General features: G+C 59.1%; 21 protein-coding genes. 5 read left to right on the top strand and 16 right to left on the bottom strand.

All coding sequences use genetic code 11. The features are described from left to right. The first annotated feature begins 161 nt into the window (after positions 1 to 161). Positions 162 to 2,117, top strand: a complete 1,956-nt coding sequence (gene pabB, locus AC5S27_RS16330) for an aminodeoxychorismate synthase component I (protein WP_493935631.1) — start codon at positions 162 to 164, stop codon at positions 2,115 to 2,117. A gap of 36 nt (positions 2,118 to 2,153) precedes the next feature. Here the strand turns inward: pabB and AC5S27_RS16325 are convergent, their stop codons facing one another. The 3 genes from AC5S27_RS16325 to AC5S27_RS16315 form a co-directional block, all read right to left on the bottom strand. Beyond that, complete coding sequence (locus AC5S27_RS16325) at positions 2,154 to 3,239, bottom strand: YeiH family protein (RefSeq protein ID WP_493935630.1); 1,086 nt, start codon at positions 3,237 to 3,239, stop codon at positions 2,154 to 2,156. A gap of 15 nt (positions 3,240 to 3,254) precedes the next feature. Next, the gene (locus AC5S27_RS16320; protein WP_493935629.1) at positions 3,255 to 3,389 is read right to left on the bottom strand and encodes a hypothetical protein; all 135 of its coding nucleotides are present in this window, start codon (positions 3,387 to 3,389) and stop codon (positions 3,255 to 3,257) included. A gap of 266 nt (positions 3,390 to 3,655) precedes the next feature. Next, positions 3,656 to 4,624, bottom strand: coding sequence for a deoxyhypusine synthase family protein (locus tag AC5S27_RS16315; protein WP_493935628.1), 969 nt, complete (start codon positions 4,622 to 4,624; stop codon positions 3,656 to 3,658). A 148-nt stretch (positions 4,625 to 4,772) separates the two neighbouring features. Here AC5S27_RS16315 and AC5S27_RS16310 point away from each other — a divergent pair, with 148 nt between their 5' ends. Then, positions 4,773 to 5,744 (top strand): aldo/keto reductase, encoded by a 972-nt coding sequence (locus AC5S27_RS16310; RefSeq protein ID WP_493935627.1) that lies wholly within the window; start codon positions 4,773 to 4,775, stop codon positions 5,742 to 5,744. A 57-nt stretch (positions 5,745 to 5,801) separates the two neighbouring features. Here AC5S27_RS16310 and AC5S27_RS16305 read toward each other — a convergent pair whose 3' ends face one another. The 5 genes from AC5S27_RS16305 to AC5S27_RS16285 form a co-directional block, all read right to left on the bottom strand. Further along, complete coding sequence (locus AC5S27_RS16305) at positions 5,802 to 8,198, bottom strand: GH92 family glycosyl hydrolase (RefSeq protein WP_493935626.1); 2,397 nt, start codon at positions 8,196 to 8,198, stop codon at positions 5,802 to 5,804. A gap of 66 nt (positions 8,199 to 8,264) precedes the next feature. Then, positions 8,265 to 9,164, bottom strand: a complete 900-nt coding sequence (locus AC5S27_RS16300) for a DNA-3-methyladenine glycosylase family protein (protein ID WP_493935625.1) — start codon at positions 9,162 to 9,164, stop codon at positions 8,265 to 8,267. Further along, positions 9,161 to 9,775 (bottom strand): nicotinamide riboside transporter PnuC, encoded by a 615-nt coding sequence (gene pnuC, locus AC5S27_RS16295; RefSeq protein WP_493935624.1) that lies wholly within the window; start codon positions 9,773 to 9,775, stop codon positions 9,161 to 9,163. Before pnuC ends, AC5S27_RS16300 begins: the two co-directional genes overlap by 4 nt. Then, positions 9,772 to 10,881 carry a phosphotransferase enzyme family protein gene (locus AC5S27_RS16290; RefSeq protein WP_493935623.1) on the bottom strand — a complete coding sequence of 370 codons (1,110 nt, stop codon included), beginning with the start codon at positions 10,879 to 10,881 and terminating at the stop codon, positions 9,772 to 9,774. Before AC5S27_RS16290 ends, pnuC begins: the two co-directional genes overlap by 4 nt. Positions 10,882 to 11,215: 334 nt before the next feature. Continuing rightward, positions 11,216 to 14,842: an Ig-like domain repeat protein gene (locus AC5S27_RS16285; protein WP_493935622.1), complete on the bottom strand. Its 3,627-nt coding sequence runs from the start codon at positions 14,840 to 14,842 to the stop codon at positions 11,216 to 11,218. Between the two features lie 164 nt (positions 14,843 to 15,006). Between AC5S27_RS16285 and AC5S27_RS16280 the strand changes: the two genes are divergently transcribed. After that, a complete protein-coding gene (locus AC5S27_RS16280; RefSeq protein WP_493935621.1) occupies positions 15,007 to 16,071 on the top strand; it encodes an acyltransferase family protein in 1,065 nt (354 codons plus the stop codon). Between the two features lie 30 nt (positions 16,072 to 16,101). On the opposite strand, the gene AC5S27_RS16275 is transcribed toward AC5S27_RS16280, so the two are convergent. The 5 genes from AC5S27_RS16275 to AC5S27_RS16255 all read right to left on the bottom strand — a co-directional run bounded on the left by AC5S27_RS16275 (position 16,102) and on the right by AC5S27_RS16255 (position 22,346). Beyond that, positions 16,102 to 18,099: a M1 family aminopeptidase gene (locus tag AC5S27_RS16275; RefSeq protein ID WP_493935620.1), complete on the bottom strand. Its 1,998-nt coding sequence runs from the start codon at positions 18,097 to 18,099 to the stop codon at positions 16,102 to 16,104. A 195-nt stretch (positions 18,100 to 18,294) separates the two neighbouring features. Then, complete coding sequence (lpxB, locus tag AC5S27_RS16270; RefSeq protein ID WP_493935619.1) at positions 18,295 to 19,518, bottom strand: lipid-A-disaccharide synthase; 1,224 nt, start codon at positions 19,516 to 19,518, stop codon at positions 18,295 to 18,297. Continuing rightward, complete coding sequence (locus AC5S27_RS16265) at positions 19,515 to 20,006, bottom strand: PIN domain-containing protein (RefSeq protein WP_493935618.1); 492 nt, start codon at positions 20,004 to 20,006, stop codon at positions 19,515 to 19,517. The genes lpxB and AC5S27_RS16265 overlap by 4 nt, the downstream gene beginning before the upstream one ends. Before the next feature lie 6 nt (positions 20,007 to 20,012). After that, positions 20,013 to 20,312 carry a UPF0175 family protein gene (locus AC5S27_RS16260; RefSeq protein WP_493935617.1) on the bottom strand — a complete coding sequence of 100 codons (300 nt, stop codon included), beginning with the start codon at positions 20,310 to 20,312 and terminating at the stop codon, positions 20,013 to 20,015. A 45-nt stretch (positions 20,313 to 20,357) separates the two neighbouring features. Further along, a complete protein-coding gene (locus AC5S27_RS16255; protein ID WP_493935616.1) occupies positions 20,358 to 22,346 on the bottom strand; it encodes an ABC transporter ATP-binding protein in 1,989 nt (662 codons plus the stop codon). Between the two features lie 192 nt (positions 22,347 to 22,538). Here AC5S27_RS16255 and AC5S27_RS16250 point away from each other — a divergent pair, with 192 nt between their 5' ends. After that, the gene (locus AC5S27_RS16250; RefSeq protein WP_493935615.1) at positions 22,539 to 23,120 is read left to right on the top strand and encodes a hypothetical protein; all 582 of its coding nucleotides are present in this window, start codon (positions 22,539 to 22,541) and stop codon (positions 23,118 to 23,120) included. A 337-nt stretch (positions 23,121 to 23,457) separates the two neighbouring features. On the opposite strand, the gene AC5S27_RS16245 is transcribed toward AC5S27_RS16250, so the two are convergent. The 3 genes from AC5S27_RS16245 to AC5S27_RS16235 all read right to left on the bottom strand — a co-directional run bounded on the left by AC5S27_RS16245 (position 23,458) and on the right by AC5S27_RS16235 (position 24,969). After that, a complete protein-coding gene (locus AC5S27_RS16245) occupies positions 23,458 to 23,979 on the bottom strand; it encodes a GNAT family N-acetyltransferase (RefSeq protein ID WP_493935614.1) in 522 nt (173 codons plus the stop codon). Beyond that, positions 23,967 to 24,254, bottom strand: a complete 288-nt coding sequence (locus AC5S27_RS16240; protein ID WP_493935613.1) for a type II toxin-antitoxin system TacA family antitoxin — start codon at positions 24,252 to 24,254, stop codon at positions 23,967 to 23,969. Before AC5S27_RS16240 ends, AC5S27_RS16245 begins: the two co-directional genes overlap by 13 nt. A gap of 64 nt (positions 24,255 to 24,318) precedes the next feature. Then, positions 24,319 to 24,969: a hypothetical protein gene (locus tag AC5S27_RS16235; protein WP_493935612.1), complete on the bottom strand. Its 651-nt coding sequence runs from the start codon at positions 24,967 to 24,969 to the stop codon at positions 24,319 to 24,321. A gap of 320 nt (positions 24,970 to 25,289) precedes the next feature. On the opposite strand from AC5S27_RS16235, the gene AC5S27_RS16230 reads away from it, so the two are divergent. Continuing rightward, the gene (locus tag AC5S27_RS16230) at positions 25,290 to 26,948 is read left to right on the top strand and encodes a PAS domain-containing protein (RefSeq protein ID WP_493935611.1); all 1,659 of its coding nucleotides are present in this window, start codon (positions 25,290 to 25,292) and stop codon (positions 26,946 to 26,948) included. Positions 26,949 to 26,957 lie beyond the last annotated feature (9 nt).

Genomic DNA, 26,957 nt, shown 5'->3' with positions numbered 1-26,957 from the left:
GCGGCACCCTGTCACGGCGATATGTCTTCCCGCCCAGGACCGTGGCTCGGACGAGCCGGGCATCCCTCCGTGTCCGGGCTGAAATGGTAACGTCGATGATGTCGACTGTTTTGCGGTACCGTCGGCCTGCATCATCCCCTGATCAACGAGGAGCATCATCGATGTTTGCGGTTGCAGAAGAGGTACGATCAGAAGCCGATGTGCTGAGACCTCCTACTTGGCACGGTCTTCCGCGAGCCTTCCGCATTTGCGCGGCAAGTGCCGTGAATTCTGTGCTGCTGGAAACCGCAAAGCGAGACGGATCGCAGGATAGGAGCCTGCTCTTTCTTCATCCCTCAAGCGAACTGATCGCGTGGAACAATCGCGACCTCCATCCTCTTCTTGAAGAGCTTGACAACCATCTCGCCAAGGGCGCATTCGTTGCTGGATACTTCGCCTATGAGTGCGGTGGGAGTTTTGTCGGACTCGCATCCGCATACACCGAAGGCACTCGTCCGTCGGAACCCCTGGCCTGGCTCGGAGTCTACGAGGCACCAATTGAGTTCGATCATGCCACCGGAGTAATACATGGATCGCTCCCAGACTACTGCGACGTTCCACGCAATGAAGCCATCATCCACGCAGATGGCCTGCAAATATCGCGGGAAGACTACGGGGCGGCACTGGCTCGCATCAAGGAACATTTAGAAGCAGGCCACACCTACCAGGTGAACTTCACCGATAGAATCACGGGCCGTACCGATGCTCACGCGCTTGCCGTCTATGAGACGTTATTGCGACAGCAACCAGTCCCGTTCGCCGCGTTCATCAATCGAGCGGAAGCACCGCTGCTATCCTTCTCGCCAGAGCTGTTCTATCGCACGAAGCAAGGGCGAATCAGTGTCCGCCCAATGAAGGGCACATGGGCTCGAGGAAGCGATCTGGAAGAGGATCTCAAAGCAGCCTGGCAATTGCAGAACGATGAAAAGAATCGCAGCGAACACGTGATGATCGTTGACCTGCTGCGCAACGATCTCGGACGCATCTGCCAATACGGATCGGTCAACGTCGACGACCTCTTTCACGTGGAACCCTACAACACTTTGCTGCAAATGACCTCGACCTGCTCCGGACTCCTGAACGATGGAATCTCCCCATCCCAGGTATTCGCCAGTCTGTTTCCATCGGGGTCGATCACCGGTGCGCCCAAGCGCAAGACGATGGAGATCATTCGAGAGCTCGAAAAGAACCGCCGCGGAATTTACACAGGGGCTATCGGATATTTCGCGCCAGGAGGAGAGGCCTGTTTCAACGTCGCGATTCGCACCGTCCAGCTCAAGAGCGGGAAGATATCAATGGGCGTTGGCGGCGGAATTACCGCAGGTTCCAATCCAGACGACGAGTTCGAAGAATGCAAACTGAAGGCCAGCTTCCTCACCACCAGACGACCCAGATTCGCGCTGATCGAAACGATGCGTTGTGCCGGCGCTATACCGCTCCTGCCTCTGCACATGGAAAGGCTCGCCAGGTCAGCGCAGTTTTTCGATATCCGCTACGACCAACAGAAATTGCTGCATGAGTTGGCATCTGCGGTTTCTGGTTGCGGCGACATCGAATGCAGACTACGCCTCGAACTCGACGAGACCGGAGCATGGCGCATCGATACAGCACCCCTCGAGCCCGTTTCGTGGAATGGCCGCCTGCTGCTGGCAGAGGAGCGCACCCGGTCGAGAGATGTATTCCTACGCCACAAAACAACGAACCGAAAGCTGTACGAGCAGAGCCTGATAGACGCGCGCAAGTTAGGCTTCGACGAAGTCCTGTTCCTCAACGAACAATCTGTATTGACTGAGGGTTGCATCAGTAATGTTCTAGTCTTGATGGATCAAAAATGGCTGACGCCAACCCTGTCCTCCGGAGTGTTACCGGGCGTTCAGCGAGCGCACTTGCTACATTCCCTTCCAGGCCTGGAAGAGCGAGACATTAGCCTCGCAATGCTGGGCAATGCAGACAGTATCTGCGTGTGCAGCGCATTGCGAGGCATTCGCCCGGTGAAGTCCATTGCACGGATCAATGGCGACGTTCTCTGGACAGCAAGGCACAGCATCGCCCCGGACGAAAGTCGTATCGCGAAGTAGCAGCCTCACTCCTGCATCAGGAACAGGTAGGCGTTATTAGAGCGTCCAGATGCGGTTCGCGCCAATCACCAGGCCCAGCGTCAACACGGCAATCAACACTTCGCCTACAATCCCCACAACGAATGGTTTGATGCCTTGCTTTGACAGTGCACCGAAGTTCGTCTTCAGTCCCACACCGGCAAAGGTCAGCAGAAACGCCCACCGCGAAAGATTCGCCAGGCTTTTCACCTGGTCTGCGTTAAACGCGCCAAACGAAACAGCCGCGGAGATCAGCAAAAATCCCAGCACAAACTTGGGAAACTTCTGCCAGAGAAACGCCGCCTTGTTGCCGATGACGTTCGCCTGTCCCTTGCGCGCCCAGTAGATCGCGTAGCCCAGCACCACAAAGCCGATCATCGCATTGCGGCAGGTCTTCGCCAGCACCGCAACTTTGCCCGCCGCGTCCGAATAGATGGCGCCCGCAGCCGTTGCCTCAGCGGTATTGTCGACAGCCAGCCCGGTCCACAAGCCATAAGCGTTGTTGCTCATGTGCAATGCATGCCCGATCGCAGGGAAGGCCACCAGCGAAATCGCCCCCAGCGCCAGAATCGCGGCGATGGCAAACGAAGAATCCTCATCATCCGCATCAATCGCGCCCTTCGTCGCAATGATCGCCGAAACACCGCAGACCGCGGACCCGATGGCCAGCAGGTTGATCAGCTTCGGCCGCAGCCCAAAGGCCTTGCCCAGCGCCGTCATCAGCAGCAGTGCCCCGCCAATCTCCACAAATACCAGCAGCAAACTGATCCCGCCCAGCTTGCGAATATCAGCCACAAGAAAGCGCGACCCCAGCAGCACAATGCCCGTCTTCAGCCAGAACTCATAGGTATCAACGCCAGCCTGAAAGATCGCCGGCAGCTTCACCAGGTTGCCGATAATCAGCCCAATCACAATCGCCCAAAGCACATACTCAATGTTGGGAAAAATGATGTGGTGCGCCTTCGTATACCCGTTTAGCGACTGCTCAATCCACTTCGCCGCCAGTCCAATCACCGCCAGCAGCGCAATGCCCGGCAGCAGCCCCACCGCCGCCAGCAGCGGGTTCTTCTTCGTGTTCTCAACTCGAACTGCAGCGCTCGCCATGTCGATCTCTTTCACTTACCAGGGAATATGTTGCAGAACACCAAACCGCACCAGCACAGCCAGCACCACGGCCAGCAGCACCGCCCACCAATCCACCGACAGCCCACCTTTGGGCCTCGCCGCAACAGCTTCTTCTGAACCTGACGCCATACCATCTCCTCGCCTGCAAACAGCAAAAAGCCCACACGCAGCATGTGCTGGTGTGGGCCGGATGCGAACAATCGCGTGTGGTGTAAACCTAGTTCAAACCACATCCCCCGGAACGCCAGCGCAACCTAGCCCGCAACAACAGTTGCAGCAACAGGCCATCCCGGAAGCGCAGCATTCCAAAGTCATAAAGCGGTTATATCCGCCAGCGGAGAGCGAGTCAACGCGTCTCCGCGAATAACAGGCGAACGTTTGATGAATTTAGCAACTTACCAGCCGAGCACGTAAGCAAACACCAGCGGCGCCACAATCGTAGCGTCCGATTCGATGATGTAGCTCGGCGTATCGATCCCCAGTTTGCCCCACGTGATCTTCTCGTTCGGCACTGCACCCGAATACGAACCATAGCTCGTCGTCGAGTCCGAGATCTGGCAGAAGTAAGCCCACAGCGGCACTTCAGGCCTTTGCAGATCCTGGTGCAACATCGGCACTACGCAGATCGGGAAATCACCCGCAATGCCGCCGGCAATCTGGAAGAAGCCCAGCGGAGTCTCCGCCGTCGTCTTCGTGTAGAACTCGGCCAGCTCCATCATGTACTCAATGCCGGTGCGCACCGTGTGTACCTTCTTCACGTCGCCCGAGATGCAGTGCCCGGCATACATATTGCCCAGCGTCGAATCTTCCCAGCCCGGCACAAACATCGGCAGATTGCGCTCCGCCGCCGCCAGCAGCCAGCTGTTCTTCGGGTCAATCTGGTAAGACTCCTTCAAGTCGCCCGACAGCAGAATCTTGTACATGAACTGGTGCGGGAAGAAGCTCTCACCGGCCTGGTCAGCCTTCATCCACTCCTTCAGCACCACCTTCTCAATCCGCCGCATCGCCTCCATCTCGGGGATGCACGTATCGGTCACGCGGTTCATGTGGCGGTCCAGCAGGGCAACTTCGTCAGCACGCGTCAGATCGCGGTAGTTCGGCACGCGCTCATAAAAATCATGCGCAACGAGGTTGAACACATCCTCTTCCAGGTTCGCGCCCGTGCAGGTAATTGCATGCACTTTGCCCTGGCGAATCATCTCCGCCAACGACAGGCCCAACTCAGCCGTGCTCATCGCTCCGCCCATGGTCAGGAACATCTTCCCGCCCGCATCGATGAGCTTGATATAACCCTCAGCCGCATCCACCAGAGACGCCGCATTAAAGTGGCGATAATGGTGCTTGATAAATTCCTTGATAGCCAAAAAACTCTCCTAAACGGCAGCAACTGCCATCCTCGAAAATACCACATTTGCATCAATTCTTTATGTATCCGGCACCCCGCCCAGTCCCATCTCCAATGGCTCGAACGGTTTCCGCGCAGCCTGCATCCAATACGCAGGAGCAACAAAAATGACTCAAAAAACACTCGGGAGCCTCGGGCTCAAAGTTTCCTCCATCATGCTGGGCGGAAATGTTTTCGGCTGGACCATCGATCAGAAACAGTCGTTTGCCGTACTGGACCGCTTCGCAGACCGCGGCTTCAACTTCATCGATACCGCCGATATGTACTCCACCTGGGTCCCCGGCCACCAGGGCGGCGAGAGCGAGACCATCCTCGGCAACTGGTTCAAGCAGAGCGGCAAGCGCGACCAGATCGTACTCGCCACCAAGCTCGGCAACCCCATGGGCGAAGGCAAGAAAGGTCTGAGCGCCGCTTACATGAAGCAGGCGGTAGAAGGCTCTCTCACGCGCCTCCAGACCGACTACATCGACCTCTATCAGGCCCACATCGACGACAAGGAAACCGGCCTCCAGGAAACCCTGCGCGCCTTCACCGACCTCGTGCAAGAGGGCAAAGTGCGGATCATCGGAGCCTCCAACTACGGCGGCGACCGCCTCCAGCAGGCCGAGAATATCTCCCGCAAAGAAGGCCTCGCGCGCTACGAAACGCTTCAGCCCGAGTACAACCTCTACACCCGCGAAAAGTACGAGAGGGAACTCGCCTCAGTCGTGGCAGAATTCAACCTTGGCGTCATCCCCTACTTCTCCCTTGCCAGCGGCTTCCTCACCGGCAAGTACAAGACCGCGGCTGATACGGAGAAGGCCAAGCGCGCCGGAGCCCTCGGCAAATACTTCGACGAGCGCGGCCTGCGCATCCTGAAGGCTCTCGAAGAAGTCAGCAAGCAGACCGGCGCCAAGCAGGCCTCAATCGCTCTCGCATGGCTGCTCTCACGCCCCCACATTCTCGCCCCCATCGCCAGCGCCACGACTGTGGAGCAACTGGACGATCTCTTCGCCGCAGTCGATCTGACGCTGACCCCAGCACAGCTAAAGACACTCAGCGAAGCCAGCGCATACACCGCCGAATCAACTTATAGCTGATAAGAAACGAGGCCGGATGGGATCATCCCATCCGGCCACCTAACTCCGCGTCGACCATCACACTGTCGCGATTGGCCTATCCTCCGCAGCACTACCCCAGCCCTCATTCGGCTCAGGCCCCATCACCAGCTCCAGCGTCCCTCCACCCACAATCTCGCTGTGCTTAATCCACGCCCGCTGCAAAGGCTTCCCATGCAAAGTCGCGCTCTGGATATAGCAATTCGCCGCGGAATTATTCTTCGCCACAATCGTAAAACTCCCCCCAGCATGCCACTTAGGATCAAGCCGAATCGTAGCCCTCTTGAACAGCGGACTCCCCAGGATATATATCCCATCCCCCGGACAAACCGGATAGAACCCCATCGCCCCCAGCACATACCACGCCGACATCTGCCCCACGTCATCATTGCCCGGAATACCATTCACATCGTCATGGTAAGCATGATCCAGAATGCGCCTAACCCACTTCTGCGTAAGCCAAGGCTTGCCCGCATACGTAAACAAATAAGGGATATGGTGCACCGGCTCATTGGAATGGTTGTAGTAAGCATTCCACGCGAACGTATCCGGCGTCTTCTCAAACATCTCCTCAAGGGCTGCCACAAACTTAGCCTCGCCCATGACCTCAATCAAACCCTTCACATCATGCGGCACAAACCAGCTCTGCTGCAGCGGATTGCTCTCCGTGCATCCCTGTCCAAACTCCGTCCGTCCCTTCCACGCAATCCACTTGCCATCGCGATCCTTAGCCCGCATGCTAGCAACTTCAGGGTCATAAATCTTGCGATAGTTCTGCCCGCGCTCGCGAAACGTCTTCGCATCATCGGCCTTACCAAGCTCATGCGCAAACTGCCCGACACACCAGTCGAAGTACACATTGTCCAGCGTCCAGGAAACCTGCTCCGGCACCCACCCATGCTCAAGATAAAAGTCGTTCATGGGCCGGTTCGTCTTTTCCCCAACGCCCGCTGCCGTCTGCCGGCAAGCCGCATAAGCCTTCTCAACATCGAACTTGCGAATGCCCTTCACATAAGCATCCAGAATCACCGAAGTAGCCGGGTCGCCATCCATGCACCCGCTATAAGCACCCATAATCTCCCACCGCTCCAGATAACCCTTACCGCTCAACTCAGCAATTTCCAGCAAAGTATTGATCTGATCGTTGACCAGCTCAGGCTTGAGAATCGTCATCAGCGGCAGCTCACCGCGAAACACATCCCATCCACTGAAGATTGTCCGCGGAGTAAACGCGCCAGCCGTGCGAACCTTCCCATCCGCCGCGGTGTAGCGCCCATCAACATCCGTAATGACGCGGGGATCCAACATCGAGTGATACATCGCCGTAGCAAAGATCGCGCGCTGCGTATCCGTAGCTCCCTCAATCTCGACAAGCGACAATGCATCGTTCCACTGGCGCACGGCCTCACGACGCACGGCCTCGAAACTCTTCGTCCCAATCTCTTCTTGCAGATTCCGCCGCGCCCCATCCACATCGACAAACGAGATGCCCACCTTCATCAGCACCTGCTCCTCGTTCGCCGTAGCAAACTCGGTAAAAAAACCGAGGTGATCGCCCTCCATCTCCTTGCATCCGTCGATCACCCGCGCCTTCTTCACGCGGTCATAGAACTCCTGTGATTGAAAACGATCCGAAATCATCCCATCGCCAACATGCAGAGCAAACCCATCCATGTCCACTGACCACACACCAAACTTCGTAAGCGGCTTCGAAAACTCCACGCGGTAGTAGAGCGTGTAGTTCACCTTGCCCGCACCATTGCCCCATCCGCCACCCTCCTGCGGACAGCGCATCCATCCTTCAATCGCGTTCTCGCCAACCACCTTCACATACTGCCGCGTTGAAGTGCCGCCAATCCTCCGCGCCAGGTCAATCTGAATCCGCGCCGTCTCCGCCTTCGGGTATGTGAACCGCAACATCCCCGCACGAGGCGCGGCCGTCAGCTCCACGCGAACGTCATACTTCTCCAGCGTCACCGCGTAATAGCCAGCCTCCATCACTTCCACATCATGGGTGAACGGCGACCGCCATCCCTCGCCAGCATGATCCTCGCGTCCACTCGCAAGCTGAAGTGGCCCGGTCGTAGGCATCGTCAGCAGATTGCCAAAGTCGCCATACCAGCCCACCCCGCTCATGCGCGTAAAGCTGAATCCCTCGATCGTGGTGTGCTCATATGAGTAGCCCGGAGCATTGTCCCCACCCGTGCGCGTATCCGGCCCAAGCTGCACCATCCCAAACGGCACCACAGGCCCAGGAAAAGTCTTCCCCTCGCCCAGCTTCTCGCTCGTACTCGCCCCAATCACCGGATGAATCCACCCGGCAGCATCTTTCGGCGCAGCAAGTTGCGTGCGAGCAAATACAGGCTTCAGACAAAGTGAAGCAGCCCCGGCAGAAGAGCCCAGCAGAAAGTTACGGCGAGAGACAGAAGATCGCAAAAGAGCTCCTTACCAATCTGGTTTCAACGCATGCTATCGAGAAGGCAGCACAGTCAAAGCGCTGATCTACAAAGACGCTTCACGGGGATTGTATCGTGCGGGCTCTGACACTCTGGGCCGCCCAATCCCCGAAGCATACAGCAGCCGAATGATTCGAAACCGGTGCCCGCGAAACGGCTCCAGCAACTCCATCATCCGTTCGTCCGAACCCCACGTCTCCCCAGCCAGCGCGTAGCAAACCACATGCGGCAGATGCAGATCCCCCGGGATCGCCGCATCCGCATCGCCAGCTCCATAGCCCAGCACAGTTTCCGTAGTCCAAGGCCCAATGCCAACAACGCGTAACAACCTCTGCCGTAGCCCCGCAAAATCAAGGTGCGGCTTCAACGGCACAAACTGCGACTCGCGCGCGAAGCGCAGCAACGTCTGTGCCCGCTGCAGGTCGATATCCATCGCCCGCAACTCAAACGCCGGAATCATCGCGAGCACCTCAGCCTTCGGGAAAGCCATCAGCCCCAGCGGTGCCTGCGATCCCCAGCGTTTCGTGATACGCCGCCAGTCCCGCATCGCATCCACCGTGCGAATCCGCTGCTGCAGGATCGCCGAGCAAGTCATGTCATACAGCCACGGAAACCGGAACAGCCGCAAGCCAGGGAGACTCCGGTGCAGCCGCAACACCCCGGAGTCTTCGGTAGCAAAGCTCGTATACAAATCATCCTGCGCCAGCCCAGCCAGCGTCTCCGCCAGCAGCGCGTCAGCCTCTGCGCCGTATGCCGTCACACGCAGCCCATCGCCATCGCGGCAAAACTCCAAAGCCGCAGGCTCCCCGCGATAGAAGAACGCCTTGCGAAAGCAGTCATGCGAGGACTCCGCCGTAGGGTCATACGTGCCCAGCCGCTGCATCGAAAACGTGCGCTCAAAGTGCAGCGGGAAAATCTCAACTCGCTCGGAAGCAAACCCAATCATGCGCTCAACTCCACGGCCGTCAGCTGAACCCGCTGCGCCCGCCGCCAATCCCGCAAACCCAGCGCCGCCAACCCCACAAACACCGCATACAACACCGAAGTCAGCCACAGATCCTTGTACGCATACTCCCACACATAGATCACATCCACCACAATCCAAAGCCACCAGTTGGCAATGTACTTCTGCGTCCCCCACCACGTTCCCACCAGGCTGAAGCCAGTCAGGGTCGCATCCAGCCAGGGCAGGGAAGCATCCGTATGTCCTCGCATCCACCAGCCCAGCAGCACACTCGCCACCACGCCAAGCAGCACATCACGCATCAGCGTGGCAATGCTCGGGCGCACCACCCGCACCGATCCCTCAGCCTTCAACCCACGCTGCCAGTGCCACCACCCATAGATGGCGAACACCACAAAGATCACCTGCAGCAGCATGTCGGAATACAAACGGCTCTCCCGAAACTGCTCGCCATACAGCAGACTGGCAAAGATCGTCACCGGCCATGAGATCATGCTCCGCTTGGTCGCAAGCCAGACATCCAGCGCGCTTACCGCCGCCGCCACCAGCTCAAACCAGTGCAGTGCAAGCCACGCCCCAACCATCGCCATCATGAGCGAACCACCTTCGACTCAGCCCACTCCCGCAACCGTCCCAGCAACCGTTCACCCTGAGCCGAATGAAACCACTCCGCATGCGCCAGAAAGTACCCCTCATAGCCGAGATAAGCCTTCTCCGGCGAATGCAGGACGCTAAGAAAGTAGTCCGTCTCCGAGAGCGCAAACTCGCAATGCACCAACGGCATCATCGCCGCTAAGGCCCGAGCCTCCTCGTAACTGAACGAAGATACATCCTCGTATCCGGCCAGCAAAGCATCCAGATGATCGAAATGAACTAAGTCTGCACCCGGCTCATCCATTCGCAGCCACTCCACGATATTGCGCTCAATCGCAGTAGCCAGATCATGCACACGATTCGTCAAGTCACACAGCCCGAAATCGACAATGCCGGTTACGAAAGCTTCCTCGCCAGCCTCACTCCACATCAGGTTCGAAGCATGGAAATCATTATGCGTCCAAAGCGGAGTAAGATATTCCGACCATAGCTCTAACTCTAGATACCAGGGCATAAGTATGTTAACGAGCGAATCCCGCCACTTACGCCCAGCTAAATACCGTTCTAACTCAGGCCGGTAGCCAAGATACCCTCGGAGCCGTTCTTCGGGCGAATCGTCCCCACCCTCCGACGCGTCCCCGGCAAAGATCGTAAAGCTAGAAACCAGCTGCTGCACCTTACGCGCCGGAGCAGCATAACCCTCCGCCGCCAGATGCATCTGCGCCATCGCCCGCCCTGCAGCCTGTGCATGCTCCGCGTGCAGAAAGGGCGTCCATGAGAGCGCCTGCTCATACACGTCCACGCCCTGCGCCAGCGGATGCACTTCGTAGGTCCACTCATCCCGCGTGACCACAGTCTCGCCGGAATCATCCGCCATCGGAGCGAGCACCAGACGCCCCGCACCACCCCAATCAGCCGCTGCCAGATGCGCAATCAGCCGATGTTCCTCCATCAGCCCCTCGCGGTCCCGCACCGATCGGTGATGCCGCTTCACAAACACAAATTCGCCCGCACGCGTCTCCACCACGCTCGCCGCGGAAAACGGCCGCGGGCTCACGCTCATCAGCCGCTCAGCCCCACCCGCCGCCGGATATCCACGCAGCACCGCATCCACCTCGGCCAGCGTCAGCGGAGCCCAGTCCGGCTCCTCCGTCCTTCCAAGAAGCCCATGCGCGGCATGTTGTGTCGCAGAAATCGAAGTACCCTCAACCTCCAGTCTATCCCCGCTCTTGGTCGCCGCTTTCCACCTGAACCATCCCTGTCAAGCCCGATCAAATCCAGCCCAAAGAAAAGAGGCCACCCCACTCGGGATGGCCTCCGCTCCGCTGGAAAAGTTTAGTTGTGCACCGACACCAGAATCTGCGCCGTATGCACATGCCCTCCGCCAGTTACCGTCACCACCGCCGCATACGTTCCAGCCGCGACAGTTCCGGCCGCTTTCAAGGTGAGCCCGTCTGCCACCCCGGAGCCAACGGCTGGCGCAGCCGATACGGAGTGCAGGTAATCCCGGCAGGCACGGTGCAAGCCACCGTCACAGCCCCTGGCAACACGCCAATCGGCGTAATCACCGCCATGCCAGTCCCCGAAGCGCCTATCTTCACAGAAACCGTCTGGGTCGTCGTAGTCAACGAGAAGTCGCTCCCCGTCTGCACAATCGTCAGCGGCGGCGAAGCCTGCGAAGAGTAGTTTGCGTCGCCCTTGTACGTTGCCACAAACAGATTGCTCCCATTCGCCAGCTGGTTCGCCGGAAACGTCAGCGTAAACGCAGAAGTCGTCGCGCTCGTCGCCTGCACCAAATTCGCATACCCGGCGCCCCCATCCTCCCAAGTAAAGGCAAGCGTCCCCGTCGGAGCGCCCAGCGCCGCAGTGCCCGTCACCGTTCCCGTCATCGTCACAATGCCGTTCGGAGCATAGCTCGTGGTCGCCGCCGTCAGCGTTACCGCAGGCGCTGGCTTCGTCGCAAGCGAATTGACTGAGCCGTATAAGGCTGACGATCCTAGCCAATTCGTATCCCCGGCATACGCCGCAGAGAGTGGCAGCACGCCAGCCGGAACATTGGTAAACACGACCACGGCCTCCTGCACCGGCTTTCCCGCCACACTGCCTGCAGCCCCATACATCCAGCTCTTCATCGCCGTGACGATCGTCTGGTTTCCAAGAGTCACAGACACATTCCCCGTCGGCAGCGTCCCCACCAGCGGCAGGTAGCCGGAGAACATCTCCACATCCACCGTCACCGTGCTGCCCGCCTTCACGCTCGTCACCAGCGGCGTTACAGACAGGCTCGTATTCCCCCGAAAGATCGTGACAGAAGCTGCGCTAGCCTGCGTAGAAGCCGCGAAACTCGCATCCCCCGCAAAGCTCGCGCTCACCACATGCGACCCCACCGTCAGCGTCCCCGGCGTCCACTCCGCAATGCCGACGCTGTTCAGCGGCGCCTGCGTCGTCTTGAGCACTGTCGTTCCCACCTTATCGGAGAAGGCAATCGCTCCCGTTGCCGGCGCTTTCTGGCCGAGCGGAGAATTCGCCTCATTCACCCCCACCGGCTGCGCCTCCAGAAAAATCTCCGACCCGTACGGCAGATACATCCCCGCCTCCAGCGGATAGAGGTTGTTGTCCGTCGGATTCAGCACCCACCCCGTCGTGTTCAGCGTGTCGCTCTCCGGAGTCACCGTAATCGTCACCGGCGCCGAAGCACTCGCCCCGTAGGCGGAATCACCGGAATAATCAGCAACCACCTGGTACGTCCCGCCCGGCAGGTTGTCCACCGAGGCAGAAACCGTCCCCGTCGCCAGCGAAAACACCCCCAGCCCGTTCGCATAAGCCACCGCATCGTCGCTTACCAGGCCAACACTCCCCGTCGGTACGCCACTGCCGGTCGCCGGAGCCACCGTGGCCTTGAGGGCCACCGCCGCGCCATGCGCAAACGTCGCCGGAGAGATGCTCAAAGTTGTCGTCGTCGGACGAAAAGTCATTGACGACCAGCCCTTGATCAGATTCGCCACATCCACCGAACCAAGCCCGGTCGCGCGGTCATACCCCTTCGTCGTCGTGTAATACGGATCGTAGTAGTAACCCTTCGCGGAGCCCGCAGTTCCCAGCACACACACAGCCGTGCCCTGGTAACAGGGAACCTGATTGCCTCCATAGATCACATCGTTGAACGGCTTGGCCGTTGCCGCTGCGGTCTTCGTCGCCAGCGGGTAATACACACTGTTCGCTTGCCCCTGGCGGCTCTTGGTCGCCTGGTCTACAAGCGCCTGGATCGCGGCCATTGCCGGGGCAGACGCCGAAGTCCCACCCACGCTCGTGATGTAAACAGCCCCGCCCGCCGCCGTGTTCACGCAATCTCCCGGCAAGGCGCAAATCGGGTAGTACACAAAATTCTCTCCATTCGCGCCAAACAGCGCCACATCCGGCACATGCCTCGCCGTGTCTGCCGGAACCCCGGTCCCCGCCTGCCACGCCGGTTTCGCATAACCTGACGCCAATCCCGCGGAAGAATAAAGCGCCGCCCCGCTCGCCCCGCCGCCCGTAGCCAGAATCGTCGAGTCATACACGTCATACACGCCGCCCGAACTCGCATTCATCCCAAACGGGTTGTTCCACGCCTGCTCCGGCGCCACCTGCAGCAGGGAAGTTGTCGCGGTGGTGCTTGCCGCTCCGCTCCAGTACGAATTCACCTGCGTCGTCAGCGCGCTCCCGCCCGTCGCATAGTTGCTGTAGTAAAAGTCCGTCGCGCCGACCGAAACGTTATACGGCGTTGAGCCAATCCCGTTCACTGCCAGCCCGCCCATCGCAAACTGCTGCGAACCCGCATCGTCGCACCCGTCCGTACCGCTGTCGCCGGCCGCCACAAATCCCGTAATCCCCTGTGCCGCAGCCTCCTGCCAAAGCGCAGCCCAGGCGGCATTTCCACCCGCCCCCAACGCCGCCTCGCAGCTCCCATAACTTACACTCAGCACCGAAACCTGATTGTCCTCCAGCGCCCGCAAACCCGCCGTCAGCAGAGGATCCGTCAGGATCGTTCCCGCCGACGTATACAGAATCACGTTGGCTGCCGGAGCGACTGAACCCGCCAGCTCCACGTCGAGATAAGCCTCTGTCGCCGCATCCGTCAGCCCTGGATCGTTCCCATCCACCACCACCGTCGGCAGATTCGCCGCCAGGCCAAACAGCGCCTGGTATGACTGCACCATCTCCAGATCGATATTGGAAGCGCTCAGAATCCCAATGCTCTGTCCCGCGCCCTTCGTTCCCGCCGCGTACACCGGTCCCAGGTCATACTGCACCGCAAAATCCCCGGGCGTCAGCTCAAAGACCGCCTGCGTGCTCGCCACCGGATATGTCCATGCCGGTCGCGCCTTATGCGTTTTCACTTCGAACAAAGTCTTTCCCGCCACCGTCACCAGAGGCCGCGCATGAAAGCTGTGCATCGGTGAAATCCCGCTCACCACTCCCGCCAGGGCTGCCGGAATCTGCGGATCGCGCACATTCGCATAGCTCTCCGAGTCAGCCGCTCCCGCGCCCTGAAACCGGTGAATCTCCGTTTGAAACGCCGCACTGACCTTACCCACATTCCCCGAAAACTCAACCGCAATCCGCCCCGGATGCACCTTCCCAACCGTCAATCCCTGCGACTCCAGCCACGCCTTCACCGCCGCAAGATCCGAATCCGCCGCGCCAAACCTCGCACCAAACTCCTGCGGAGTCATCCACTTGTGATATCCCGCGGCCCCCGGCGTGTGCGCCTCCTGAATGAACTTCGCCAGCGCCTGCTCCCGCTCAGCCGGTCGCTTCAGCACCAGGATCATCCGCTCCAGGGCCATCGCATCGTCCACCCGCCCACGATCCAGCCCCGCCCGCATCATCGGAGCCACCAGCGGATGCACATTCCCCGCCAGGATCACCCTCGCCCTACCGTCTACCACCCCAGTCACCAGGGGTCGAGCCTCGGAAACCGGCCCATTCTGAGCCCGTACGAGCCCAGCATGGAAGAAAGCAGACAAAGCGACCGCAAGCCCAACAAAAGCACGCGAGGAAACAATACCGGGAACAAGACCCATGCAACCCACTCTCCAGCCGCCCCCTACGAATTCCAGGCCGCTAGAGAAGATATCGGTTCTAATGAGCAGATTCTTGAGGTCTACCCCGCACTTTATAATCCCCCTATCTCAAGAGGTCCACTTTCCTGATCACGAACAAAGACACCCCAACCGCGCAAACACTCATGCCAGGCAAACGACACTTTGCCGCTCTCGACGGGTTGCGGGGCGTAGCTGCTTTGGTCGTCGTCATTTTCCACTTCATGGAGATGGTCATCTGGGATTACAGCAAGCTCTTCATTGGCCACGGCTGGTTGGCCGTAGACTTCTTTTTCTGTCTATCCGGCTTTGTAATCGGGTACGCCTACGACGATCGCGTCCGGGAGATGGGCATCTGGGCATTCCTCAAGGTTCGGTTGATCCGCCTTCATCCCATGGTGGTCTTCGGATCCGTGCTTGGCCTGATTACCCTGTTCTTAGATCCGTTTCGCATTGGACCTCTCGGATATAGTGCAGGCCGGGTTGCCCTCATATTCCTGTCTTCGATCTTCCTCATCCCCTATCCAACGATGCAGGAGCGCGGGCTCAGTCTCTTCAGCCTGAACTCGCCCGCCTGGTCCTTGTTCTGGGAGTATGTCGCCAACATCTTCTACGCGATTGTCGTCTTCCGACTCAGACGCCACTGGTTGAGCATCGCCACCATCCTCGCGGCCATCGTCCTCTGCATCGTAGGCTACAGAGCGGGCAATCTTTGGGCGGGCTTCAACGGACCTACCTTCTGGACCGGCGGCGCTCGTATCAGCTTTTCGTTTCTGGCGGGCCTGCTCGTGTACCGGTCCAAATGGATCATTCGCACCAAGCTCGGCTTTACGGCCCTGGCAGTGCTATTGCTGGTGGCTTTTGTATTTCCCTATGCCAAGGGAGGATGGATACGGGAAGCAGCGATCATCATCGTCTATTTCCCGCTACTCGTGGCATTGGGAGCAGGAGTTACGCTCGGTTCCCGCGCAGAAAAATTCTGCAAGTTTGCAGGCAACATCTCCTACCCGCTCTACATGACGCACTACGCTGTCATCTGGGCCTTTGGAAACTACTACTCCAGCCAAAAGCCGGACGCACCTCACCTGGCCCTGGTAGTCACCTGCGGTGTCCTCATCCTGGTAGGCTTCGCTTACCTCGTAATGGTGTTCTATGACATGCCGATAAGGAGTTATCTGAGCGCGAAAACGCGTTCACGCGCATCCCGGTAAGCCCGTAGAATTCCCTGGCTCAATCGGCGTCTACTCGCTCTCCGGCTTCACATAAGGCTTCTGCAGATACAGCCGCGCCTCATTCACCGCGCCCTGCGTATTGTCATTCGTCTGCACAGCCTGGCGATACTCGTTCACCGCGCGATCCCGCTGCCCGGTCACGTCGAAGATCTTGCCCAGCTGAATATGGCTCCAGACCTCCGTCCACCGCGGATCGCCATCCCCACGCAGCGCGTCACGATACGCATTCGCGCTCGCTTGGTAGTTCCTCTGCGAAAACAGCACTTCGCCAATCCGGTAATTCGCCAGAGAGCTCTGCGCATTCGCCTCCAGCGCCTTCTGGAACTCGGTCAGCCCGCCCGCCAGGTCGCCCTGCGCCACCAGCTGCTGCCCCTTCAGAATCGCCACCCGCACCTGCAAATCCGGCGTAGCCTTCAGCAGCCAGTTATCGGGATCAATGGCAATGTGTCGCGGCCGGCCAAACGTGTCGATCACGAACTGCGAATTTGATCCGACCACATCGACCTTCTTGATCTCCGTCTTACCATCCGTCTCCACGCGCAACTCCACCGGCATCCGGAACAGGTCAAGATCCTGCTGCACTTCGCCAATCGTCCGGAAACCCTTGTTGTTTCCCAACCGGTAGACAGCGTATTTATTCACGAACACCGGCGCGCCGGTCCCATCCACCCACTGCGCAAAGAACGGAGTCAGCTCCATCTGCGTCTGCGCCTCAGCCACTTTCTCAAAGTCGCTCGACCGCATTGGTTTGTCCGTATACTGCGAGAGCGCGCCGGTCAGCACCTGCTTGAACAGCTTGTCGCCGACCTCCCACCGCAGCATGTGGAAGACCATCGCGCCCTTCTCCAGCGTCATCGACTGAAACTGCGGCGAAAACGGATTCAGCCGCCCGGCGCTCGACAGCGGCGTCGTGTCATACGCCAGCGCACCAGCCGAAACATCCTGCACCGCCGTCTTCATCGCCGTCTTACCGTTCTCATCCTCGACATACATCAGCTCGCCGTAGCGCGCCATGCCATTCGTGATCCACGCATCGTTCAAGGTCGCCGGGCTCACTTCTGAACCCCACCACTGGTGCGCAATCGTATTCGCCAGCAACCGGATCCCCGACTTATCCCCGGTCCGCGAACCCGAAATCGCCGCAAGCTCAGGAGCCCACACCGAAGGCAGCGTGTCATCCGGCAACTCCACCACACTCAGCCGACCGCTCTCCGCCCCGCCAAAAAGATCCGTGAAGAAACCAAACTCCTTCGCCGCCGTCTCTCCCAGTTCGGTCGCCGATCCCTGATGCGCCGGCGTGAGATAAACCTTGATATTCGCCCCGCCGCCACCCACCGAAATAGGAGCCACAAACCGGCCCGCAATCACCGTCCCCGGAAATCCCGGCTTGGTCCACGAAAAGTTGTACTGGCTGCCAGCCTTGCCATCAGAAAGCTTCGCGTCCACTGAGCCTTGACTTCCGCTCGCCAGCACGCGAAAACCCTGCGGCACCTTGATGTGCATTTCCGCCGTGAACCGGTTCGTCAGGTATCCGGTCATCGGAAACCACCGCCCCGGATAGAGCAGATACGAGATCGAATCCTGGATCGCTGCCAGCTTCAACCCCTCTTCCGGCCCATCCTCATCCCCGGTAATCGTTCCCTCGTAAACGAAGGTCCAGTGCGCCGGCACACCCTTCACGAATGGAGTCGCCGGCGTCACCCGGATTGCCCCATCCGCCGACCGGTCCCCCTGCAGCAGCTTTCCCGCATCGTCTGTGATCTTTGAAAGCTTCAGCGCCGGATGAAATCCAAAGTTCACCACATCCGCATTTTCGGGTGCGGTAAAGGTGACAACCGCCGTAGCCTTCAAATGATGAGCGGCAGGCTGCAGCTCCGCGTCAATCACATAACCCTGGATCGCCAGCCGGTTCGCAGAAGTCGCAGACTGGGCCAGCCCGCAAAACGGCGTCAAAGCAAGGCCGGCCAGAGCCAGCAGAGAAGGGAACCGCAACCCACGTAGTTTCATGAAAACCGTCATCCTATCCCCGCTCCCTGACACACTGGAATCTCGCCCAATTCCGTACTCCGTTGAGCCTTAAAAGAATGTGGGTACCCCACCTTCGCCATGCCGCCGTCTTTGTGGCTAAGGTGGGCTTCTCAAATGCCGTCCCTAATCTGAACGCTCAAACCCATCCAATAGTTGTATGAAGCCTGAAGGGAACTACCGAGCCAATCCTAACGTCTCCACCACCACCGACGCCACAGCCCCAATCGTAGACTCACTGCCATCCCGGCCCGCCCGCAACTTAGTCCCAACTCGGGCCAAGCCAGCCATCATTTCCGAACGCGGAAAACCGTCAACCAGCAGCGGTTCAAGTTCTTGGACGATACGACCCGCAGTAAAGTCATCCTGAATTAACTCCGGCACAATACGTTTATCGGCAACCAGATTCACCATAGCAACATGCGGCACCGTCACCACCCGTTTCGCGATCCAGTAGGTCACCGGCGATACCCGGTACACCACCACAAACGGATTCCCGATCAACGCCGCCTCAACCGTCGCCGTCCCGCTGGCCACAATCGACCCCCGCGCATGAAATAGCGCCGCCCGCGCGTCCCGCACCAGTTCCAAGGGCAGTCCAGACCCGTGTTCCGTCAGCAGCGCCGAAATCATCTTGATGTGAGCACCAGTCAGTGTCGGCGCAATCGGCAGCAGAAACTCAGTCCCCGGTTCCCGTGCCAACAACAGCCGAGCCGCCGCCAGCATCTCCGGCAGATTCAGCCGAATCTCTTTAGCCCGGCTCCCCGGCAGCAAGCCCACCCATCGCTTCGCCGGATCCAGCCCATTCGCCGCCGCAAACTCCGCGCGCGTCACCGAAGGCGGCGGTAAATCCGCCAGCGGATGCCCGACATACTTCGCATCCACCCCGTGCTCCCGGTAAAACGGCTCTTCAAACGGAAAGATCACCAGCATCCGGTCCACAAACCGCTGCACCCGCTTGATCCGCCCCTTCTTCCAGGCCCAAAGCTGCGGACTCACAAAGAAAATCACCGGAATCCCCAGCCGGTGAAACTCCTCAGCCAGCTTCAAATGAATATCCGGAAAGTCGATCAGCACCGCCACATCCGGCCGCCGCGCCGGATCAGCCACCGCAGCCTTCAGCTTCCGGTACTCTGCATAAATCCGAGGCAGATGCCGGATCACCTCAGTAATCCCCATCACCGCCACATCCTCAGACCGAACCACACGCTCCAGCCCCAGCGCCGCCATCCGCTCTCCACCCATCCCCACAAACCGCGGCGCAGCCCCAAGCTCCCCCAGCCGCACCTTCAACTCCGCCAGCAGCAAAGCCCCATAAGCCTCACCACTAGCCTCCCCAGCCGAAAGAAAGATTGTCGTAGTCTTGCCGCGATCCGCAGGGCGGAGCTCACTTCCAGTCATTGAATACCTCTGCGAGCCATGCTGCGATCGATCATTGTCTTCACCAACTGCGAACCCGCCCGAAAATTGGTCGCCAGCAATCGCTCGATTGCATCACGCGAATCCAGGAAACCAAGCTCATCGCCGAGATCGAGAATACCCAATGTCCCTAACGTCGATATGCTAAGCGCTTCAGCCGCGCGTCTGGCTGCCCAATCATCCACCAGCAGTAGATCGGCGCCCACCTCCACTACCAGTGCGATGGCCTCGCATTCCCCCGGGCCTAGATTCTGGGGTAGCTCACTCAAGGACAGTTCAGGTTTACGTATCTCCAGCCACGCCGGAGGGTGAGCGATCCACTCTCGTACAGCTGACGGAGTTTCGCTCTGCGAAAGCTCCAAAGCCACAGCTTCGGGCATCAGAATGCTTCCGTAAAGGCTAGCCAAAACATCGATCTGTCCGATCAGCACCAGATATCGGATCGGGCTTGTATCGGCAATAACGATCATCGTGTCTTATGTATTGGAAATAGTCGCGTCGGACTCATTGCGGTGCTGCATGGCCAGGCTGCGCGCAGTCGCTAGCTCGCGCTCAATCTCCCCAGCCTCGTACTCCAGCCAAACGCCACGCTGCTTCAGCCATCCATCCAGCTCGTAGCGTCCCACTCCAAGCAATCGCGACAGCTGGTGCTCGCTCAGACGGTGAGCACGATAAGCCTCAAGCGCCAGCGACTCTATCGCAACGCGCGAAGGATCACTCCCGGCAGGGATAATCTGCCCAGCAAGTTCGTCCGGAAGCTCGAGAGTAAGTCGCATAGCTTCAGCATACACCTATGTAAAACGCCCTTGGAAAGCTTAAAACTAATCCGCCCCAGCCATCCCAGCCGCCATCCCCGGCCCAAGCTCAGGCAAAAGCTCCCCGGAAGCCACCAGCTCCTGATCCTTATATTGCAACTGGTAAAGCTTCCAATAAATCCCCCGCTGCACTAGGAGCTGCTGGTGCGAACCAAACTCCCGCAGCTGCCCCTTGTGCATCACCAGAATCACATCCGCCCGCTGCACCGTGGACAGCCGGTGGGCAATCAGCACCGAAGTCCGCCCCTCCACCATCCGCTCCAGCGCCAGCCGGATCTTCAGCTCCGTCTCCGTATCCACACTCGAAGTAGCCTCATCCAGAATCAAAATCCGCGGATCATACGCCAGCGCCCGCGCAAAATTAATCAGCTGCTTCTGCCCCGTCGACAGCGAAGCCCCGCGCTCCAGCACCGGCTCGTCAAACCCCTTCGCCAGCCCCTGCACAAACTCCAGCACATTCACATCCCGCGCAGCCTCAACCATCCGCGCATCGGTGATCTCGTCCGCCCCCAGCCGGATGTTCTCCGCAATCGTCCCCGTAAACAGGAACGGATCCTGCAGCACCACCGCAAAGTGCCGCCGCAGTTCGCCCAGTTCAAGCTCCCGCAGGTCAACTCCATCCAGCAGCACCGCCCCGCGCGTCACGTCATAGAAGCGCATCATGAGGCCCGTCAGCGTCGTCTTGCCCGCCCCCGTGTGGCCCACAATCGCCACCGTCTGTCCCGGCTCCACAGTGAACGAAACATCCTTCAAAATCCACTCAATATCAGCAACTGCCGCCAGCTCCGCCGAATCCGCACGCGCAACAATCTCCTGCTGCTCCGGCGTCAGCGTTTGATACGTAAACCAGACATTGCGAAATTCAATCCGGTTCGACCCATCGCCCACCCGCGTCACAGAAGGCGAAACAATCTCACTCGGCGTGTCCAGGAGTTTAAAGATGCGCTCACAAGCCGCCATCGCCGCCTGCAGAATATTGAACTTCTCGCTCAAGTCGTTGATCGGCCGGAAGAACCGCTGCGAATACTGAATAAACGCCGCCAGCACGCCAATCGTCACCAGCCCGCCCATCACCCCAAACCCGCCGCGCCAGAGAATCAGCGCAATCGCAATCGAAGACAGCAGCTCCACCGCCGGGTAATACAGCGCATACGCAAACACCGTGTCCTTGAACGCAATCATGTGCTGCTCATTGACCGCGTGAAAGTCCTTGTAAGCCCTCTCTTCGCGGTTGAAAAGCTGCACCACGCTCATCCCACTCACATGCTCCTGCGTGAACGAGTTAATCCGCGCAATCGCCCCACGCACCCGCCTGTAGCTCTCCCGCACACTCTTGCGGAACAGATGCGTCACCACGATAATTCCGGGCAGCACGGCAAAGGTCAAGAGCGCCAGCCGCCAGTTCATCGCCAGCATCACCGCGACCATCACCGTAAGCGCAAACACGTCGTCAATCATCGACAACACGCCTGCCGTAAACATCTCGTTGATCGCGTCTACATCCGAAGTCAGCCGCGTCACCAGCCGCCCCACCGCATGCTGGTCAAAGAACCCGATATGCATCCGCTGCATGTGCCGGAAGATCTCGCGGCGCAGGTCAAACATCACCTTCTGCCCCGTCCACTGCATCAGGTACGTCTGCGTAAACTCAAACCCGTAAGCGATCACCAGCGCTGCCAGGTACATCGCCGAAAGCTGCCCCAGTCCGGTATACGGATCGTCAGAAAGGTGCCGTCCCAGCCAGTTCGTCGAAGTCCCGCTACCGGCAATCCCAAACGTAGCCTTCGCCGTCAGATACCGGTCCAGCCCTACCTTCACCAGATAAGGCCCCACCACATCCGAAGCCGCCTTCAAAATCACGGCAATCACAGAAACAGTAGCCTGCCACCGGTAAGGCCCCAGGTACCCAGCCAGACGCCGCATCAGCCGGCCATCATAGGCCTTCCCGCTAACCTCGTCCTCAGCCTTCTTCGGCTTCTTCGCGTCGTCTGCCATAGAGAATAATCCGCTCTACCCCATTGTATCGGCCCACGCCCTGGCCCCTCTTGTTGTCATTCCCGCAGGGAATCTGCTGTTGCCCTTGCTTTTGCTTTCTTTCTGTCATTTCCGCAGGGAATCTGCTGTTGCCGTCGCCCGTTCCACCGAAGCCATCAGCAAAGGACTATCATTCCCCATCAAGAGGCCGCCATGCCGAAGACGCTCATCGCAATCCTCCTCCTCATCGCCACTCCCATCCTCGCCCAGGACAAAAAGCGCCACCCCTACGTCCCCGAACAATTCGCCACAGCCAAATCGATCTACGTAGAAACCCGCGACGGTGGCATCGATAACCTCAAGCTCTCCCGCGAAGACCGCAACGCCATCCTCGACACACAGGACGCCATCCAGGATTGGGGCCGCTACACACTCGCGCCCTCCCGCATCGACGCCGATCTCATCCTCGTCGTCTCCAAGGGCAAACTCACCCGCGACCCTCTCAAAGGGCCCAACGCTACCCAACGCAACGCCCCCGGACGCCCTCCCCTCTCCAACCCCAGCGACGCCTCACAGCCTTCCCTCAGCTCCACCACCCCTGATGGCTCAACCCAGGAGAAGGACGAACTACGCGTCTACACCCTAGACAGCAAGGGGAAACTGCAAGGGCCGCTCTGGCGCAGCGAACAGGAAAACGGCCTGCTGGGCGCAAACGGCCCACTTATGAGAAGACTCAAAGACGACGTAGAAAGAGCCTACCCCGCCAACCCGTCAACCAAACAATCCACTCCCTGAAGCTCAACCGCATGTCTGAAGCTCCAACCGAATCGTTGTATTTTTTTCTTGTTTGTCATTCCCGCAGGGAATCTGCTGTTACTTTTTCCAACGAACCAAACCACAGGGGCTCCCCATCCTTCCCAAGATGTATCTGGCCTTGAGCTTTTGCGGTTCGCCACCACCGACCACCCTCCCCGCTTTTAACGAATCTGACCGAACTGGGTAAGTTATCTATCATTCCAACTAGGCATCAAAAGTAGTGTAGGGAAGAGTAGAACGTGTCACCTTCAGCGAGTCGCTTTGCTCACCTCTGGGCATAGGCCAATCGAACAGGTGGCCAACAACTTGAACAATCCTACAGCCCCAGTCCAGCCCGCAAATCCCCCAGCGTAACCATCAGCATCATAGGCTCCAGTGGACTCACATCAAACCCCAGCGCAAGATAAAACGCCTTAGCTTGCTCAGAGATCGCGTGGACCACAATCCCACGAATCCCAATCGCGTCCGCCGCCTGCGTCACCCGCATCGCTGCATCTCGGAACAGGGCTCGTCCAATGCCCTGACCATGGCAGCCCCGGTCGACAGCCAACCTGGCCAGCACCACCACCGGAATCGGGTTTGGCATGTTCCGCCGGAACTTGCCGACAGCAGCTTCCACCACCACCGCGCCGGAGGCGAGCGCATAGTAAGCAACCACTCGTTTTATGCCTGCAGCATCCTCGCACACCACATACGTTCGTGAAGCCCCGCTCGCATGATTCGCCCGCGCGCGACGTTTCAGCCAGTCGTCCAGCGCGGCCTCGCCGGAGGCAAAATCTCCAAAGTCATGATCCTCCGCCAGAGCCTCCGGAGGCAGCAGACGGCCTATTTCTCCCATGGTGCGGCAGTCTCCAGTGTCTTGCGCAGCCGCGCATTCGGGCTAGGCTGAGCATCGAGTCGCTTCACAAACTCCGCGTACGCCTTAGATTTCACTTTGAACAAAGTGCGGTCCAGCAGAGCATCTTCCGCCGCATTCCGCGCAGCGCTGAGCACAAATTCCGTCCGATTCTTGCCCGTCAAAGCCGCTGCCCGGTCAATCATTCCCCGCAATTCCGGCTTTATCCGCAGATTCAGCGTGTCTCGCCTACTCGTCTCTATCTCAGGTACAGGCATTGAAGTTCTCCAATGTCACAATCCTATCAAAGCGTAATGACATAGTCATTACGAATTTCGTGCCTCACTTCTGCACCGCCCGATCCCCCGCCGCCGTCTGCCTCTGCATCTCCGTATCCGCGTTGAACCAAAGAACCCTCTCCTTCCCATCCGTATCCTTCACCGCCACCACATCGTAGTAATGCCCGTCCTGCAACCACGTGCGATGCTGCACAAACTGCACGTTCAACACAGCCTGCATATACAGATACGTCTCACGAATCGTCGTCGCGAACCACGCAGTCTTCACGCTCTTCCCATCGCCGGAGTCGGTAATGGACTGCAATAGAGCCGCCAGCAGCGCCCGCTCCTTCTCAGCTTCGCCTTCCCGGTTCAGCCCAACGAGCGCCCGCCAAGCCACATAATGCGCATCCTCGTCCGCGATATTGCGATCCTCCACCTCGCGAACAAGCTTGAGCGCATCGTCAAATTTCCCTTCATTCAGCGCAGCGTAGGCATTCTCAACAGCCTGAAATCCTCCCGGCACATCCCCAACTTCACCAATCGCTGCCGCCACGCGCAACGCCTTCCAGTCGATGCCTAAATCGCCGGCAGGCACCTTCGCCGCAAGCTCTGCATACCTGGCGCGCGCAGCCGGACGTTCGTCTGCCGCCAGTGCGCAGGAAACGACGATGAAAGCAAGCATGGCGAAAGCGGCGATTCGAATCATCTTCATGGCGCAATGGACCTCATTCGTGGGATTGTCTCCCCTTCTTCTATCAGAACCGCGGCTGTCGTCATGCAAAATCGCGCCCGCATATCCCCGCCATGCAGGAAGGTGCTAGCATTCAGTCCAGACTCCAGTTCCACCCCAGGTCCTGCGCCCTTTTTGTCGCCAACTTTCGACTGGCCCTGAGGTTACGTTTTCATCAGGCCTGGCATTCTCTGGAAACACCCATTGCCCTGAAACAGAACAACCGGGCGAGTCAAGACTCCGGTATTCTTATAAGAGAAATCCAATCACAGCATGGAAATCCTCGAACCCAGCGGCACCATTTGACCATCGATCAACAACAATTCACCCGGATCAACGACACCGCGCTCCGCCAGAGCGAAGAGCGTGCTGCGCGTAGTGAAGAACAGCTCCGGCTCATCACCAACATCGTCCCCGCCTACATCGCTTACATCGATCGCGATTTCCGCTACGTGCGCGTCAACCGCACCTACGAAATAGCTTTTGGCCGCAAGTACGACGACATTGCCGGCATGCCGGTTGCCGAGGTTCTGGGCAAATCCTTCGAAAACATCCGATGCCCGCTCGAAAAAGCCATGCGTGGCGAGGAGCAGCACTTTGAAACCCGCATGGGGACCGTGCGGGCGGAGCGGATCCTCAGCGTCTCCCACATCCCCGACTTCGACGAGTCCGGCCATGTACGCGGCGTCGTCATCTACGGCCACGACATTACCGAGCGCCGCGCTTTCGAACAGGAACTTCGCGACAACCAGGAGCGACTCCACGCCGCCCAGCAGGTCGCCAGCGTCGCCAGCTGGCAGTGGGATGCTGCCACCCAGGAAATCCATTGGAATGAGGGTAGTGCGCGCGTCTACGGCCGCCCCTTCACGGAACTCAGGACCACTGCGAAGTTCATCCAGTTCGTCCACGAGGAAGACCGCCAGCTCGTCCGCGACGCTATCCAGAAGGTTTACGAAGGCGAAGCTCACTTCAAGATCGAGTTTCGCGTCCTCTGGCCCGACGGTTCCGTACACTGGCTCTCCTCCAGCGGACAGGTGGAACACTCCCCCGAGGGCAAACCGCTGAAGCTCGTCGGAGTCAACCTGGATATCACCGACCGCAAGCGCTCCGAGATGGCCCTCGTCCAGACCGAAAAGCTCGCCGCCGTAGGCCGCCTCGCCGCCAGCATCGCCCACGAAATCAACAATCCCCTTGAATCGGTGACGAATCTCATCTATCTCGCCTCGCTCAACCCCAACCTCGACCAGCAGACCCATGCCTACCTCGAGATGGCCGATGCTGAACTGAGACGCGTTTCGAGCATTACCGCCCAGACCCTCCGCTTTCATCGTCAGACCGTAAAGCCGGTCGCGACCGATATTGCAGAGCTTCTCAAGCTGGTCCTCACCCTCCACGCCCATCGCTTCACCCATCCAGGCGTGAGGATTGAGACGGATGGCCTGCGCAGCGCGGTGGTCCGCTGCAAGGAAGGCGACATCCGCCAAGTCCTCAATAACCTGATCAGCAACGCTCTCGATGCGCTTGTGCCTCCCGTGCCATATCCAGTTGCGACAGCAGACGCGGGTTCTTCGCCGGATATGCTCTCGCCAGACTCGTCCGAGACAGACCTGTTTTCGCCCGCCATCACTGCCGCTCCCACCCTCCGAGGCACTCCCGGCACAGCGGGCCGTCTTCTGCTGCGCAGCCGCCGCGCAACCGATTGGAAGACCGGCCGCAGCGGCGTCCGCGTAACAGTCGCCGACAATGGCGAAGGCATGTCTGCAGCCACCCAGGCCAGCGCATTCGACGCCTTCTACACCACCAAAGGCCCCGACGGGAACGGCCTCGGATTGTGGGTTTCCATCGGAATTATCAAGAATCACGGCGGCCAGATTCACGTCCGCAGCCGCCAGGGCGCTGAGCATCACGGCACAGTTTTCGCCCTCTTCCTGCCCGATTCCAGCCCGCTCCCAGCCCGATAAATCAGTAAC

The organism is Acidicapsa borealis, from assembly GCF_059115245.1.
Note: the sequence above shows the minus strand (reverse complement) of the source record. Positions and strands in the feature narration are given on the sequence as shown.

Coding starts and splice junctions, on each gene's coding strand:
- pabB (WP_493935631.1), top strand. CDS start 162: ATGTTTGCGGTTGCAGAAGAGGTACGATCAGAAGCCGATGTGCTGAGA.
- AC5S27_RS16255 (WP_493935616.1), bottom strand. CDS start 22,346: ATGGCAGACGACGCGAAGAAGCCGAAGAAGGCTGAGGACGAGGTTAGC.
- AC5S27_RS16250 (WP_493935615.1), top strand. CDS start 22,539: ATGCCGAAGACGCTCATCGCAATCCTCCTCCTCATCGCCACTCCCATC.
- lpxB (WP_493935619.1), bottom strand. CDS start 19,518: ATGACTGGAAGTGAGCTCCGCCCTGCGGATCGCGGCAAGACTACGACA.
- AC5S27_RS16245 (WP_493935614.1), bottom strand. CDS start 23,979: ATGGGAGAAATAGGCCGTCTGCTGCCTCCGGAGGCTCTGGCGGAGGAT.
- AC5S27_RS16235 (WP_493935612.1), bottom strand. CDS start 24,969: ATGAAGATGATTCGAATCGCCGCTTTCGCCATGCTTGCTTTCATCGTC.
- AC5S27_RS16300 (WP_493935625.1), bottom strand. CDS start 9,164: ATGATTGGGTTTGCTTCCGAGCGAGTTGAGATTTTCCCGCTGCACTTT.
- AC5S27_RS16285 (WP_493935622.1), bottom strand. CDS start 14,842: ATGGGTCTTGTTCCCGGTATTGTTTCCTCGCGTGCTTTTGTTGGGCTT.
- AC5S27_RS16280 (WP_493935621.1), top strand. CDS start 15,007: ATGCCAGGCAAACGACACTTTGCCGCTCTCGACGGGTTGCGGGGCGTA.
- pnuC (WP_493935624.1), bottom strand. CDS start 9,775: ATGATGGCGATGGTTGGGGCGTGGCTTGCACTGCACTGGTTTGAGCTG.
- AC5S27_RS16275 (WP_493935620.1), bottom strand. CDS start 18,099: ATGAAACTACGTGGGTTGCGGTTCCCTTCTCTGCTGGCTCTGGCCGGC.
- AC5S27_RS16240 (WP_493935613.1), bottom strand. CDS start 24,254: ATGCCTGTACCTGAGATAGAGACGAGTAGGCGAGACACGCTGAATCTG.
- AC5S27_RS16320 (WP_493935629.1), bottom strand. CDS start 3,389: ATGGCGTCAGGTTCAGAAGAAGCTGTTGCGGCGAGGCCCAAAGGTGGG.
- AC5S27_RS16260 (WP_493935617.1), bottom strand. CDS start 20,312: ATGCGACTTACTCTCGAGCTTCCGGACGAACTTGCTGGGCAGATTATC.
- AC5S27_RS16265 (WP_493935618.1), bottom strand. CDS start 20,006: ATGATCGTTATTGCCGATACAAGCCCGATCCGATATCTGGTGCTGATC.
- AC5S27_RS16325 (WP_493935630.1), bottom strand. CDS start 3,239: ATGGCGAGCGCTGCAGTTCGAGTTGAGAACACGAAGAAGAACCCGCTG.
- AC5S27_RS16310 (WP_493935627.1), top strand. CDS start 4,773: ATGACTCAAAAAACACTCGGGAGCCTCGGGCTCAAAGTTTCCTCCATC.